11 protein-coding genes and 1 pseudogene are annotated in these 13673 nt (G+C 70.3%); 3 read left to right on the top strand and 9 right to left on the bottom strand.

What is annotated here, in order from left to right; all coding sequences use genetic code 11:
* Positions 1-201 precede the first annotated feature (201 nt).
* On the top strand, positions 202-1227 hold the full coding sequence (locus J7E91_RS02735; protein WP_214898817.1) for a 7-epi-alpha-eudesmol synthase: 1026 nt from the start codon (positions 202-204) through the stop codon (positions 1225-1227).
* A gap of 57 nt (positions 1228-1284) precedes the next feature.
* On the opposite strand, the gene J7E91_RS02730 is transcribed toward J7E91_RS02735, so the two are convergent.
* Genes J7E91_RS02730 through J7E91_RS02710 form a run of 5 tightly spaced genes read right to left on the bottom strand, consistent with a single transcriptional unit; the run spans position 1285 to position 5532 of the window.
* Positions 1285-2574, bottom strand: a complete 1290-nt coding sequence (locus tag J7E91_RS02730) for a cytochrome P450 (RefSeq protein WP_214898815.1) — start codon at positions 2572-2574, stop codon at positions 1285-1287.
* Positions 2571-3191, bottom strand: coding sequence for an ATP/GTP-binding protein (locus J7E91_RS02725; RefSeq protein WP_308375973.1), 621 nt, complete (start codon positions 3189-3191; stop codon positions 2571-2573). Before J7E91_RS02725 ends, J7E91_RS02730 begins: the two co-directional genes overlap by 4 nt.
* Positions 3172-3540: a DUF742 domain-containing protein gene (locus J7E91_RS02720; RefSeq protein WP_028812113.1), complete on the bottom strand. Its 369-nt coding sequence runs from the start codon at positions 3538-3540 to the stop codon at positions 3172-3174. Before J7E91_RS02720 ends, J7E91_RS02725 begins: the two co-directional genes overlap by 20 nt.
* On the bottom strand, positions 3537-3947 hold the full coding sequence (locus tag J7E91_RS02715) for a roadblock/LC7 domain-containing protein (protein ID WP_214898813.1): 411 nt from the start codon (positions 3945-3947) through the stop codon (positions 3537-3539). Before J7E91_RS02715 ends, J7E91_RS02720 begins: the two co-directional genes overlap by 4 nt.
* Positions 3948-3951: 4 nt before the next feature.
* Positions 3952-5532, bottom strand: coding sequence for a sensor histidine kinase KdpD (locus J7E91_RS02710; protein WP_214898811.1), 1581 nt, complete (start codon positions 5530-5532; stop codon positions 3952-3954).
* A gap of 313 nt (positions 5533-5845) precedes the next feature.
* On the opposite strand from J7E91_RS02710, the pseudogene J7E91_RS02705 reads away from it, so the two are divergent.
* Both J7E91_RS02705 and J7E91_RS02700 read left to right on the top strand, forming a co-directional pair.
* Positions 5846-6170: pseudogene (locus J7E91_RS02705) on the top strand (putative quinol monooxygenase).
* Between the two features lie 50 nt (positions 6171-6220).
* Positions 6221-6916, top strand: a complete 696-nt coding sequence (locus tag J7E91_RS02700) for a type 1 glutamine amidotransferase domain-containing protein (protein ID WP_214898808.1) — start codon at positions 6221-6223, stop codon at positions 6914-6916.
* A gap of 6 nt (positions 6917-6922) precedes the next feature.
* Here the strand turns inward: J7E91_RS02700 and J7E91_RS02695 are convergent, their stop codons facing one another.
* The 4 genes from J7E91_RS02695 to J7E91_RS02680 form a co-directional block, all read right to left on the bottom strand.
* Positions 6923-9757, bottom strand: a complete 2835-nt coding sequence (locus J7E91_RS02695) for an NHLP bacteriocin export ABC transporter permease/ATPase subunit (RefSeq protein WP_214898806.1) — start codon at positions 9755-9757, stop codon at positions 6923-6925.
* Between the two features lies 1 nt (position 9758).
* On the bottom strand, positions 9759-12026 hold the full coding sequence (locus tag J7E91_RS02690; RefSeq protein ID WP_214898804.1) for an NHLP family bacteriocin export ABC transporter peptidase/permease/ATPase subunit: 2268 nt from the start codon (positions 12024-12026) through the stop codon (positions 9759-9761).
* The gene (locus J7E91_RS02685) at positions 12023-12829 is read right to left on the bottom strand and encodes an HlyD family efflux transporter periplasmic adaptor subunit (RefSeq protein WP_214898803.1); all 807 of its coding nucleotides are present in this window, start codon (positions 12827-12829) and stop codon (positions 12023-12025) included. Before J7E91_RS02685 ends, J7E91_RS02690 begins: the two co-directional genes overlap by 4 nt.
* A 183-nt stretch (positions 12830-13012) precedes the next feature.
* On the bottom strand, positions 13013-13237 hold the full coding sequence (locus tag J7E91_RS02680) for a type A2 lantipeptide (RefSeq protein WP_214898802.1): 225 nt from the start codon (positions 13235-13237) through the stop codon (positions 13013-13015).
* Between the last annotated feature and the right edge of the window lie 436 nt (positions 13238-13673).

The raw sequence follows: 13673 nt of genomic DNA, 5'->3' as shown, positions 1-13673 counted from the left end.
CTGATCACGCGAACGTGGACCCGGCGCCCGCACGCCGGGTCCACGGACTCGCGTTCCGGGCGCATGCAGAATCGATCTTTCCGGCATAGATCGTTTACGCGCGGGGCAGGCTGGTAGCGCCATTCGATCAATGGGCATGACAAACCGTTTCGCTCGCAGGCGGGGGGACCTGCGCGCCCTCCCCCGCCAAGGAGCACCCGAGTGCCGCAGGACGTCCGTTTCGATCTCCCCTTCTCCACCCCGGTCAGCGCACACCTGGAGTACGCGAGGGAACAGCATCTGCGATGGGTCCGGGACATGGGACTCGTCAGGAGCCAGGCCGGTTTCGAGGAGTATCAGTCCTGGGACCTGCCGCAGGCCGCGATACGTACCTACCCGCACGCGTCGCCCGACGACATGGTCGTCCTGATGAACTGGTTCTCGCTGGCCTTCCTCTTCGACGACCAGTTCGACGCGGCGAGTCCCGACCGCGCCGACCGGGTGACGGAGGTCGCCAGGGAACTCATCGTGACCCCGCTGCGCCCCGCCGGCACTCGCCCGCGCGTCGTCTGCCCGATCACGCTCGCCTGGGCCGAGGTCTGGGAACAGCTCTCCGACGGCATGTCGCTGACCTGGTGCACCCGTTTCGCCGCCTCCTGGGGACGCTTTCTCGCCGCGCACGCCGAGGAGGTCGACCTGGCCGCCCGGGGCACCCTGCTCGGCGTGGGCCCGTACACCGCGTTCCGCAGGCGAACCGTGGGCATACACCACAGCATCGACGCGGGCGAGCGCAGCCGCCGCTTCGAGGTTCCCGCGCAGGCACAGGCGCACCCGGTCATGGAGGGGCTGCGGGACGCCGCCGCGGACACCATCGGCTTCATGAACGACATCCACTCCTTCGAGCGGGAGAAGCGCCGGGGCGACGGCCACAACCTGATCGCCGTGCTCCACCGTGAGCGCGGGTACTCGTGGGAGAAGGCCGCCACCGAGGCGTTCCGGATGACCGGTGAGAGTCTCGACGCGTACGTGAGGCTGGAGGCGCGGGTGCCCGCGATGTGCGACGAGCTCGGCCTCGACGCCGACGGACGCGACCGGGTGTGGATGGGCGTGGAAGCCATCCGGCACTGGATCAGCGGCAACTACGAATGGGCGTTGACCACCGGCCGTTACGCCGCCGCGAAGAACGGGCCCGCGGCCGCCGCCGAACTGGCGGGCCGCGGCTCCCTGGACGACCTGCTCACGGTCTGACGCACCGCCGCCGGCCGGATCCCGCCCCAGGGGCGGTCCGGCCGGCGGGCGGAGCGGTCAGACCCCGGCGGCCTGCGGCACGAACTCGACCGGGATACGGTCCAGTCGCGCCTCCCACGTCGAAGCGGTGGAGGTCAGCTCCTCGGCCGGGGCGGCGAGGCGCAGCCCGGGCAGCCGGTGCAGCAGGACGTCGACGGCCGTCTCGATGATGGCCTGGCCGACGTTCTGGCCCGGGCACTCGTGCGGACCGCTGCTGAACGCGAGATGCGCCTGGTTCCCCTGGATGGACACGCCCGCGTCCGGCCGGATCTCCGGGTCCAGGTTCCCGGCCGTCAGGCCGAGTACGAGCAGGTCACCGGCCTGGATGCGCCGGCCTCCCAGTTCCAGGTCGGCCGTGGCGAACCGCCCCGGACACACGGCCAGCGGCGGCGTGTTCCACATGACTTCCTCCACCACCGCGGAGATGTTCAGCTGCCCGCTGACCAGTCCTGACAGGTGCGAGCTGTGGGTGAGGAGCAGTTGCAGCACCCGCGCCAGCAGGTTGCTGGTCGTGGTGTGCGCGGTGATCAGCACCAGGCGCAGGTGGCTCAGTACCTCTTCGTCGTCCAGGCCCGCCTGATGCTGCATCAGGCCGGTGGTGAAGTCGGAACCCGGTTCGTCGCGCTTGCGCTCGGCGAGTTCCGCGAGGACCTGCATGATGACGTCGTTGTGGTGGAGGGCGTCCTCGCCGCCCTTGATGACCTGCGCGCAGGAGGTGGCCAGTCGCCGCCCCTCGCCCTCCCCGAGGCCGAAGAGCCGCGTGAGTACGAGCATGGGCAGGTACTCGGCGTACTCGGCCACCAGGTCGGCCCGCCCCGACCCGGCGAACGCGTCGATCTGCTTGTTCGCGAAGTGCGTGACATGACGGCGGATGCCGCGCCCGGCCAGCGCCTGGAGATTGTCCGTGACCGCCCCGCGCAGCCTCCGGTGCGGCTCGCCGTCCTGCGAGACGCAGTCGGGGCGCCAGCCCAGCATCTGGATGAGCGGTGAGGTGCTCTCGATCCGGCCCTCCTCCCAGTCGCGCCAGATCCGGGAGTCGCGGGTGAACTGACGCGGGTTGTCCAGGACCCGCCGGTTCTCCCGGTAGCCGAGCACCAGCCAGGCCGGGACGTCACCTTCGAGCAGTACGGGGGCCACCGCGCCGTACTGCTCGCGCAGCCCGGCGTAGATGCCGTGCGGGTCGACCGACGCCTCGGGCCCGTACAGCCGCGTGATCCCGCCGGATTCGGCGGAGCGTACGGGGCAGCCGGCCGGCGCGGTCTCGGGCGGTGTGCCGGCGTACGAACCGTGTTCGGACGGGGAGTTCATCGGGGCTCCAGAGCGGCGGCAGAGCGTTCCTTGAGATGACGTATCAGAGCGACGAGCACGTCACGGCTCGATCCCCGGTCGCGCGCGTCGCACGCGACGACCGGTATGCGGTCGGTGATGTCCAGGGCGTCCCTGATCTCCTCGATGGGGTGGTCCCTGGAATCGGGGAAGACGTTGAGGGCGATGACGAAGGGAACGTCGAGGCGCTCCATCTCCTCGATGGCCCGGAAGCTGGACTCCAGGCGGCGGGTGTCCACCAGGACGACGGCGCCGAGTGCTCCCTTGAACAGGCCGTTCCACAGGAACCAGAAGCGTTCCTGGCCGGGCGTACCGAAGAGGTAGAGGACGAGCTGCTCGCTCAGGCCGATCCGGCCGAAGTCGAGGCTGACCGTGGTCTTCTCCTTGTCCGCCACGCCGACCAGGTCGTCGACGCCGGCGGTGGCCTGGGTCAGGGTCTCCTCGGTGGTGAGCGGCTTGATGTCGCTCACCGAGCGCACCATGGTGGTCTTGCCGGTGCCGAAGCCACCGGCGATCATCACCTTGACCGAACGGCTCTCGGCCGGCAGTGATCCGGACGGCTTGGGCCAGTCCGGGCGGTCAAAGCCTTTGTAATCCACTGAGTACCTCCTCGAGGAGCGCGAAGTCCGGCCCGTGGCCGGCGGATGCCGGGATGGGGTCACGGGCTTCCACCCGGCCTGCTTCCAGCAGGTCGGCCACCAGCACCGCGAGAATGTTGAAGGGCAGTCCGAGGTGGGCGCCGAGTTCGGCGACCGACAGCGGATCGCGGCACCAGCGCACGATCTGTTCGTGCTCGTGCTGCATGCCCGCGACGGGCGCGGAGCGGGACACGACGAGGGTCGCCACGTCGAGGCCGAGTGCGGCCCCGCCCGGTCCGCTGCGACCGCCGGTGAGGACGTAGTAGCGCTCGAGACCGGACGGGTCCGTGGGCCGGTGGGGGTCACTCATTCAGAGTGCTCCTCCAGCCGCGGTGTGGTTCCGAGGAGTTCGCCCATCCTGCGGGCCAGGTCCCTCATCTGGTGGCCGAGCAGGCCCTGGTCGAGGCCCTCCCTGGCGAGGACGCCGAGGTACGTCTCCACCCCGGCCCGGACCACGAAGAGGTGTCCGCCGTCGACTTCGATCATCGCCAGGCGCAACTGCCCGCTGTACTTGGGGAATTGCGCGGCGACGGGCTGCGCGAGCGCCTGGAGGCCGGCGACGACGGCGGCGAAGCGGTCGACGTCGTCGGGGTCCTCGGCGCCGTACGAGGTGATGGCCTTGCCGTCGCTGGACGCCACGAGGGCGAAGCGGATCTCCTGGATGCTCTCCGTCAGGTCGCGGAGCGCCCAGCTCACGTCGGTGTGCTGCTGCGTCATGGGGCTAGTCGCTCTCTTCGGTGCGGGACTTCTCGTGTGTGTCACGTCCGGCGGTGGTGGCGAAGGCGGCCAGGCCGGAGAAGGACGAATCCGGCGGCACGGCCGCGGCGTCGGCGGCGGCGGTCGGTCCGACGGCCGGGGCGCCGGCCGCGGGTGCTGCCGCCTTCGCCGGTTCGCCGCGCCGGCTCCTGCGCCTCGGCAGGCCGCCCGGAGTGGTCTCGGTGGCGGATTCGGGGCGGAGGCCTGCGGACGGCCCGGCCGGGGAGGTGGCGGAGGCGGGTCGGCCGCTCAGCGCCGGGATCGCCACCGATCCGGTCGGGCTGTCGGCCAGCCGGCCCGCGGGCAGGGGGCTGAAGTACTTGTGCGGTACGACCACGACCACGGAGGTGCCCAGCCAGGGCGAGTCCGCGAAGGTCACCCTGATCCCGTACTTGCGGGTGAGCTTGCCCACGACGCGCAGGCCCAGGTTCGCGTCCTCCGACAGGCCGCCGAGGCCGGGGCCCGCCGCCACGCCTTCCAGCGACTCCAGGGCCTGGCGCTTCTTCTCCTCGGTCAGCCCCTTTCCGGCGTCCTGGATTTCGATGCCGACGCCGTTGGGCACCTCCCTGCCCGACACGATCACGGGCTCGGTGGGCGGTGAGTACCGGGTGGCGTTGTCCAGGAGGTGGGCGAAGATCAGCGTGAGGTGGTCCACGAGACCGCCGTCCACGCCCAGTTCGGGGAGGTGGCGCAGCTGTACGCGGTCGAAGTCCTTGATACGTCCGACGCCGCCGCGGACCACGCTGAGCAGCCGCTGCGGCTCCTGCCACTGACGGCCGGGGCGGTCGGATCCGCCGAGGACGCCGATGCTCGCGGCCAGACAGTCCGCGGGGCCGATCTCCTGGTCCAGGTCCATGAGGCCCTGCGCCACGGCCGGCAGACGGCCGTGTTCGCCCTGCATTTCGTGCAGCCGGCCGCGCAGCTTGCTGGTGAGGACGTGGATGCGGCTGCCGATGCTGATGACGGCCTGTTCGGCGGAGGTACTGCGGTTGAACTCCTCCTCGACGGCGATCAGCGCGGTCCGCAGGATCTTGCGCAGTTCGCGCCTGAACTCCGGTGACGCGTCCGGGTCCTGGGCGAGGGGAGAGAGTACGTCGTCGATCGATTCGCCGTCGCGCAGCCGCTTCAGCGCGTCGGGGAGGAATTCGTCCCCGAGCCGGGCGACGAGCGCCCGCTGGTATTCGAGCCGCTCCTGCCAGGCCCGGGCCTCTTCGGCGAGCCGCGCCTCCTGGGCGGTGCGCTCGGCGGCCCGCTGCCCCTCCAGGACGATCATGTGCTGCTGCCACTCCTGGGAGTGCTGCGCCTGCCTGGCCAGGAAGTCTCCGGCGGACTGGCGCAGTCGTAGCTGGGACCGGAGCAGGAGCCGGACGCAGGCGGCGGTCGCCGCTGTGGCCGCGAGCCCAGCCAGGCCGGCGGGTATTCGCACGTGTTCGGGTCCGGCGGCCACGGCGACGACGGAGGCGACGCCTAATCCGAGTGGCAGCAGCCACCAGGTGTGCCGGGCGGCCGGGGCCCGGGCCGCCTGCGGCGTAGTGGCAAGTTCCATCTGCATCCTCAAACCCACGCGATCGAACAGGGAAGTGAAGGGCGCCCTCGTCGCGTGGCTGGTGCCTCGGTGTGGCGGCACTCGCCGGACCACGGGGGTGATCCGCGTCGCGACAGGCGTGGCTGCACAGCAGGACACGACGGGGTCAGGGTCACGTCAACTGGCAGCGCTCCAAGGGAGCTTAGCGGGTCGGAAAGTGAAGTGATCAACTGCCTTCCGCATCGATGGACACCCCCGGAGGATCACGGGGGCGGGCCTGCGGCTGGGACGGTCGACTGGCGCAGCTTGAACAAGTGCGGCATAGAATGACCGAATGATCTTCATTGTTGTCAAGTTTCCAGTAAAGCCCGAGTACGCCGACGAGTGGCCGCAGCACGTCGAAGCCTTCACCGAGGCCACCAGGGCAGAGCCCGGCAACCTGTTGGTTCGAATGGTCGCGCGGTGTCGAGGACCCGAACACGTATGTCCTGGTCGAGGCGTTCCAGGACGACGCGGCCGCGGCTCATGTCAACTCCGGTCACTTCAAGGCCGCCTTGGACACGATGCGCCCGCTGGTGCGCCGTACGCCCGACATCGTCAGCACGACCATCGAAGGCGCCGACGGGTGGAGCGCGATGGGTGAACTCAAGATCGACTGATCGACTGACCGGCTGACCCGCTGACCGGCTGACCGACAAGGGAGTGCAACATGTCGAAAATCCTCTTCGTGGTGACCGGCGCCGACCACTGGACCCTGGCCGACGGCACGCGCCACCCCACCGGCTTCTGGGCCGAGGAGGTCGTCGCCCCCTATGAGGCGTTCACCGGCGCGGGCCACGAGGTCGTGGTCGCCACCCCGGGCGGCGTCGTGCCGACCGTGGACCGGGCCAGCCTCGCCCCGGAGGCCAACGGCGGCCCGGAGGGAGCCGACCGGGTCGTCAGAGGCCTCGCTTCCTTCACCGGGCTTCAGCAGCCGCTGAAGCTGGAGGAGGTGGATCCGGCCGACTACGACGCCGTCTTCTACCCCGGCGGCCACGGCCCGATGGAGGACCTGTCGGTCAGCGCCGAATCCGGCAGGGTACTGACCGACGCGCTGGCGTCGGGCAAGCCGCTGGGCGTCGTGTGCCACGCGCCTGCCGCGCTGCTGGCCGCGAAGCTGCCCGACGGCAGCTCGCCGTTCGCGGGCTACCGGCTGACCGGCTTCACCAACGCCGAGGAGTCCCAGGCCGGTCTCGCGGACAAGGCGAAGTGGCTGCTCCAGGACCGCCTCGTGGAGCTCGGCGCCGACTTCCGCGAGGGCGAGCCCTGGGCGCCGTACACGGTCGTCGACCGCAATCTCTACACCGGTCAGAACCCGGCGTCGTCCGGGCCGCTGGCGCGGGAGATGCTCAAGGCGCTGCGCTGAGGCTCTTCACGCAAGCTGGCGCCGCACCAGTTCGTGCAGGCGGCCGCCCGTGTCGGCGAGCAGCTGCGCGGGCGGGCCCTGCTCGACGATCCTGCCGTCGGCCATGACGATCACACGATCGGCGTCCATGACCGTGGACAGCCGGTGGGCGATCACCAGGCGGCCGGCGCTCAGCCTGCGGGTGCTCTCCATGACGATGCGCTGGGTCTCGTTGTCCAGCGCGCTGGTGGCCTCGTCGAAGAAGAGGACGCGCGGGCGGCGTACCAGCGCCTGAGCGATCATCAGACGCTGCCGCTGCCCGCCCGAGATCGCCCCGCCGCCGGAGATCATCGTGTGCAGCCCCATCGGCATACGCCTGATGTCCTCGGCCAGCCCGGCCATCTCGGCGGCCTCCCACACCTCCTCCTGGGAGAAGACCTCGGCGCCGCTGATGCAGTCCAGGATCGATCCGCTGAGCGGCTGCGCGTTCTGGAGGACGACGCCGCACTGACGGCGTACTGCGGCCTGGTCGAGCGCCGCGAGGTCCTGGCCGTCGTACAGCACACTGCCCGATACCGGTTTGTCGAAGCCGATGAGCAGCCGCAGCAGGGTCGACTTGCCGCAGCCGCTGGGGCCGACGATCGCCACGAACTCGCCCGGCCGTACTTCGAGCGACACGTCGTCGAGGACCAGGGGCCCGTCGTCGGTGTAGCGGAACGAGAGCTTCCTGGCCTCGATGGCGCCGGACAGGGTGCCGGGCTGCGCGCTCGCGCCGCGTACCTCCGGAGCCTCGTCCAGGACCGGCTTGATCTGCTCGAACATGGGCAGCACCGCGGCGACCGAGATGAGCGCGCCGGTGAGCTGGGTGACCGACGTCAGCAGCATGGTCACGGCCGTGCTGAAGGTCAGGAACGCGCCGGCCGACATGCTGCCACGGGCCGGTCCCGCCAGCAGCATGAACATGATGAGCGAACAGAGCGGCAGATAGACGGCGTCGAGGACCGTGGTGAGGTTCTTGATGCGGCCCGCGCGCTGCTGGAGTTCGCGGGACCGGGCGAATTCGCGGGCCCAGGCGGCGTACGCGAAACTCTCGGCGGCCGCGACCCGCAGTTTGGGCAGTCCCCGCAGGGTCTGGAACGCCTGGTTGTTGAGCTTGTTGCCGAGCTCCACCAGGCGCCTTTGCCAGCGCACCTGCCACAGGCCCATCGCGAGGAACACCCCGCCGATGACGACCAGCATGGCGATCGCCGCCAGCGCCAGCGGCACACTGAACCAGAACAGCAGCGCGACGTTCATCGCGCCGACCGTGCTCGCCTGTACGGCCACCGGGCCGAGCCCGGACAGCACCCTGCGGATGGCACTGATGCCCATGGCGGCGCTCGCCAGCTCGCCGGTGGACCGGGCGGCGAAGAATTTCGTGGGCAGCCGCAGCAGCCGGTCCCAGACGGCGGGCTGGAGGGTGGCCTCGATGCGGCCTTCCATCCGGAGGATGGTGAGGTTCTGGAGCAGCATGAAGGACGCGGTGACGATGCTGGTGATCATGACGGCCAGGGAGACCTGGACGATGAGGCCGCTCTCGGCGTTCGGTACGTACACGCCGAGCACCTGGCCGGTCGCGATCGGCACCAGTCCGCCGAGGCCGACCGTCACCAGCCCGCTGAGGAGCAGGTTGCGCATGTCCACGCGGGTGTCGCGGAGGCTGAAGCGCAGCAGGCTCCACGGGGTCATGGGGCGTTCGGGCAGGGGGCGGTAGAACATGACCGCGCGCGGCTCGAAGTCGTCCGCGTTGTCCTTGCCGATCCGTATCCGCATGCCCGAGGCCGGGTTCACCGCCTCGTACCGTCCGCGGCGCCACAGCAGCGCGACCGGGGCTCCGGACTTGGCCCGGTGTCCGACCAGGGGTCCGGAGTCGGTCCGCCACCAGCGCCCGTCGAGCCGGACCGCGCGGGTACGGACCCGGGAGACCAGGGCGATGCGTTCGACGGGGGTGACGCGGTCGTTGACGGCGCCGCCCTTCGGCGGCTCGGTGAGCGTGATCCCGGCCGCCTCCGCGACCCGGCGGCAGACCGCGAAGGTGGCGTCGTCGGTGGCGCGGTCGGTGCCCGCCGTGGCGCGCCCGGACCGGTCCGGGCGGCCGATGGAGGCGACCAGGGCCTGGTCCGCCCGCGCGCGGACGGCCGCGCCCGCTTTGATGCCGGCCGCCGTACGGTCCTCGTGGGCGCGTTCGAGCTCTTCGATCCAGTGGTCGACGGCGGACAGCAGCCGGTACTGCTGGTTCACCAGTTGCTGCCACATCGCCGTTTCGATCAGCAGATCACCGGCGGCGTCGTGGCTGTAGGAGGCGCCGTACTGCACGCTGCCGGGAGAGACCGGCATCCACAGGACGTCGTCGTCGGCCACGGCCCCCTCGATGTCGGGACGGCCGTCCAGCGGGGCCTGGAACAGCACGCCCAGGCTGCGTCCGATGCCGAGGGCGAAGGCGTGGTCCAGCGGGCTCTCGTACGCCGCGTAGGCATCGGCGTACTCCGGCGGGCGGTACAGCTCCCGCAGCGGGATCCGCCGCAGCAGGCAGTCCTGCGACGGCCTGCCGAGCAGGGTGTGCTGCGGGCCTTCGACCGGGCCGAGCAGCAGCGCTCCCGCTTCGAGGCGGCCTAGGAAGTGCCAGTGTCCCTGCTCGACGGCGTCGACCGCGAACAGGTCGAGGGCGCCGCCCACGACGAGCCACAGCACCTGCGGCCCCTCCAGCGGCAGACTGCGCAGACCGGCGCAGTCGACGGGTGCGCCGAGTCCGCCCAGCGCGTAGGTCACCGCGTCGACTTCGGCAAAACGGCCCTCGACCGCGTTCGGGTGTACGGACGACATGTCAGTGCTCCTTGACCAGCTCGGCGTACGCTCCGCCGGCGGCGACCAGATCTTCGTGGCGGCCGCGTTCGACGACCGAACCGTGGTCGAGTACGACGATCTCGTCGCTGTCGCGCACCGTGCTCAGCCGGTGGGCGATGACGACGCAGGCGCAGCCGCGCCGCCGCAGGTTGTCGATGATGACGCGCTCGGTCTCGGCGTCCAGCGCGCTCGTCACCTCGTCGAGTACGAGGATGCTCGGCCGCCTGACCAGCGCCCGGGCGATCTCCAGGCGCTGGCGCTGGCCGCCGGAGAAGTTGCGGCCGTCCTGCTCGACGCGGCTGTGGATGCCGTCGGGGCGCCGCGCGATCACGTCGTACAGCGCGGCGTCCTGGAGGGCGGCGGCGACGGCCTCGTCCGGTATCGAGGGGTCCCACAGCGCCACGTTGTCCCGGACCGTGCCCTCGAAGAGGAAGACGTCCTGGTCGACGAAGGAGACGGAGGCGGCCAGTGCGCTGCGGGAGATGTCCTCCAGGCGCTGTCCGTCGATACGGATCGTCCCCTCCCAGGGGATGTAGAGCCCCGAGATCAGCCGGGAGACGGTCGACTTGCCGCTGCCGGAGCCGCCGACGAGGGCGACCTGCTGCCCGGGTCCGACCGCCAGCGAGAAGCCGTTGAGCAGCGGTTTGTCGAGGGGGCTGTAGCCGAAGGTGATGTCTTCGAGCGTCACGTGTCCCTTGAGCCTGCGCGTGCTCTCGTCCGGCTCGCGGCGCGAGTACAGCACATCCACCGGGAAGCTCTCGACGTCCTTCAGCCTGGCCACATCGGCGGCGAAGTCCTGGATGCGGCCCGCCACTCCGTTGAGCCGGCTGATGGGCGCGGTGAAGCGCGCCACCAGCGCCTGGAAGGCGACGAGCAGGCCGATGGAGATGTGGCCCTCGACGGCCCGCAGTCCGCCGATCCACAGGATCAGCGCGCTGTTGAGGGTCGCGAGGGTCGGTGCGACGACGGCGAGGAACGCGCTCGGTACGCCGAGCCGCTGCTGCACGTCCAGGGTGGTCGCGTGCTGTCCCGCCCAGCGGCGGAAGAACCCGTTCTCGCCTCCGGTGGCCTTCATCGTCTCGATCAGCTGGAGACCGGTGTACGAGGTGTTGGTCAGCCGTGCGCTGTCCGCGCGCAGCTTCTGCGTGTGCGTGGCCCGCAGCCGGATCACGATGCGCATGGCGACCACGTTGAGCAGCGCGACGGTCACTCCGACGAACGTCAGCTGGGGGTCGTACGACCACATCAGGAAGGCGTAGAGAATCACGACCACCCCGTCGACCCCCGCGGCCGCGAGGTCGCGCGCCAGCGTCTCGGCGACGGCGTCGTTGGACTGCAGCCGCTGTACGAGATCGGCCGGGCTGCGCTGCGCGAAGAAGGTGACGGGCAGCCTCAGCAGGTGCCGCAGGAACCGGGCGCTGCTCAGCGTGGAGGAGATGATGCGGCCGCGCAGCAGGTTCGCCTGTTGCAGCCCGGTCAGCACGGCGGTGAGCGCCACCATCGTGGCCATCGACGCGAAGAGCGGTCCCAGCATCGACGTCTGGTTGCCGATCAGGAACATGTCGATGTACGTACGGCTCAGCGCGGGCACGGCGGCGCCGACGGCGACGAGCAGCAGGCTGGCCAGGAGCGCGGCCAGCAGGGTGCCCGTGGTGCCGCGCATGCGTGCGGGGACGGCGCTCATGACGCCTGGTTTGCGGCCGCCGCGGCGGAAGGACTCTGAGGGTTCGAAGACGAGGACGACGCCGGTGAAGCTGGTGTCGAAGTCCTCCGTCGGCACGAAACGGCGGCCCTTGTCGGGGTCGTTGATGTGGACGCCCCGGCGGCCGAACCTGCGCCCCGTGCCGTCGTAGACGACGTAGTGGTTGAACTCCCAGAAGAGGATGGCGGGCGCCTGCACCTCGGCGAGCGCCGTCGCCTCCATCTGCATGCCCTTGGCCTGCAGGCCGTAACTGCGGGCCGCCTTCAGCAGGTTGCTGGCCCGCGAGCCGTCGCGCGACACCCCGCACGCGATGCGGAGCTCTTCGAGCGGCACGTGGCGGCCGTAGTGGGCGAGGACCATGGCCAGCGCGGCGGCGCCACACTCCACGGCCTCCATCTGGAGAACGGTGGGCGTGCGGACGGCCTTGCGCTTCTTGACCTGGACGGGCCGCGCCCGGCGACGCCCGCCCGACGCGGGCTCCGGGCGGTGCCTGCGGCGGCCCGGCTGCTGCTGCTGCGGGGCCGCGGAATCGTTCGGTGCGGTCACGGAAGCAGCCAATCGATCGGATGCTGCTCGGCGAGGTGGATGGCGCCGGTGGCGAGGGTCATGGATTCGACGGCGTACGGCGGGCCTTGCGAACTCGACCAGGAATAGCCCGACTTCGTGGCTTCCGACCGGTCGAGCTGTACGAGTACGGACACGGGCTGGCCCTGCTTCGAGAACTCCTCGCCGAGCTGGCTGCTGCCCAGGAAGCCGGTGATCCGCTGGCGGGTCTGGGCGGTCCTGCCGACGGATTTGACCCGGCCGCGCAGTACGCCGTACTGCTGCGTCGCGACCGACTGGACGGTGAGGTCCACTGCGGCGCCGACGGGCACGGTGGCCCCGCGCTCGGCCGGTACGTACAGCATCGCCATGAGGGGGTCGCCGGCCTTCTCCACCCGTTCCACCGCCGCCACATCCGCTCCGGTGGTCACCACGGAACCGATGGCGGCGACGAGCGTCGTCAGCCGGCCGGCGGCGATGGTGCGCACGACGGCGTCGCCCTGCGCGGTACGGACCTTCAGCAGGGGCGCGTTGGCGGCGACGCGCTCGCCTTCCTCGGCGAGTACGGCGGTGACCTGGCCGGCCACGGGGCTCTGGAGGACGTAACTGCCCTGGGCGTGGGTGAGGATTCCGGGGGCGCCGAGTGTGGACGACACGGTGCCGGTCACGGCCCACACGGCCGAGGCGATCATGACGATGACCGTGACGGTCAGAACAAGCCAGCCCTGGGGGCGGGCGAATCGCACCGGCAGATCAATTTCTTCGGGCGATTGCAGCTTGGAAAGCGCCTGTTGGCGAAACTGCACGACACTCTTCCCTCAACCGCAAATGGGCCGACTGCAATGGTCTGTCAGGAAATTCAGGACGGCCGTACGCCCCCGACCCTGGGTGGATCCGGGGGCGTACGGCCCGGCCTGTCGGCAAGGAGGGGTCGCCGACGGGCCGTAGTCACCGCTGGTGACCGCGCCACTCGGCGGCGCTGGGCGAAATCAGACGCCGGCGACCGTGGCGGTGGCGATGCCCGTGACCGCGCCCGTGTTGAGGCCGGTGACGCCCTCGACGGTGCCGACGGCGGAGCCCACGGTGCCCGAGACGGGGACGACGGAGTTCAGGACGCCGGTGGCGTTGCCGACCACGCCGCCCAGGAGACCGCCGGACACGTTGTCCAGGTCGTTGTCGGAGATTTCCTGGGTGGCAACCTGGGAGAAGTTCATGATGCGAGTTTCCCTTCGCGGTGAATATTCGAATTACCGGGACCGGCCCTGACGGACCGGCCCTCAGTGCGAAGGATCAAAGCACGTGAGCCTGTTGGGCAGCCAGTCGGGCCATTGCGGGTCCGGGCACATCTCTGCGTGAAATTACCGCGACGTGCGCGGCCGTCCATGACTTGGCGACAGGTTCTTCACGAGATCGCCCGAGGTGAATGCGGGACGGCCTTCGCCCAGCGCCGGACCGAATGGGACATTACCGCCCAGACACGCATAGCCGCAGGTCAGATCGGGTGCAGTTATCTGGAGACCGTGTGCCGCCTGCGCATTCGATGTGCAGATTCGCTGGCGTGACCCGCTCATTACGGAAAGCCACTTCACAACGAGGGGAGAAACTGCGCGACTTCCTGCCGGAACGGGCTGCCTAGTACTGCAGCCGCGG

The organism is Streptomyces sp. ISL-99 (assembly GCF_018614005.1).
GTDB lineage: Bacteria > Actinomycetota > Actinomycetes > Streptomycetales > Streptomycetaceae > Streptomyces > Streptomyces flavidovirens.
The sequence above is the reverse complement of the archived record's forward strand: the minus strand, read 5'-3'. Positions and strand labels throughout refer to the sequence as shown.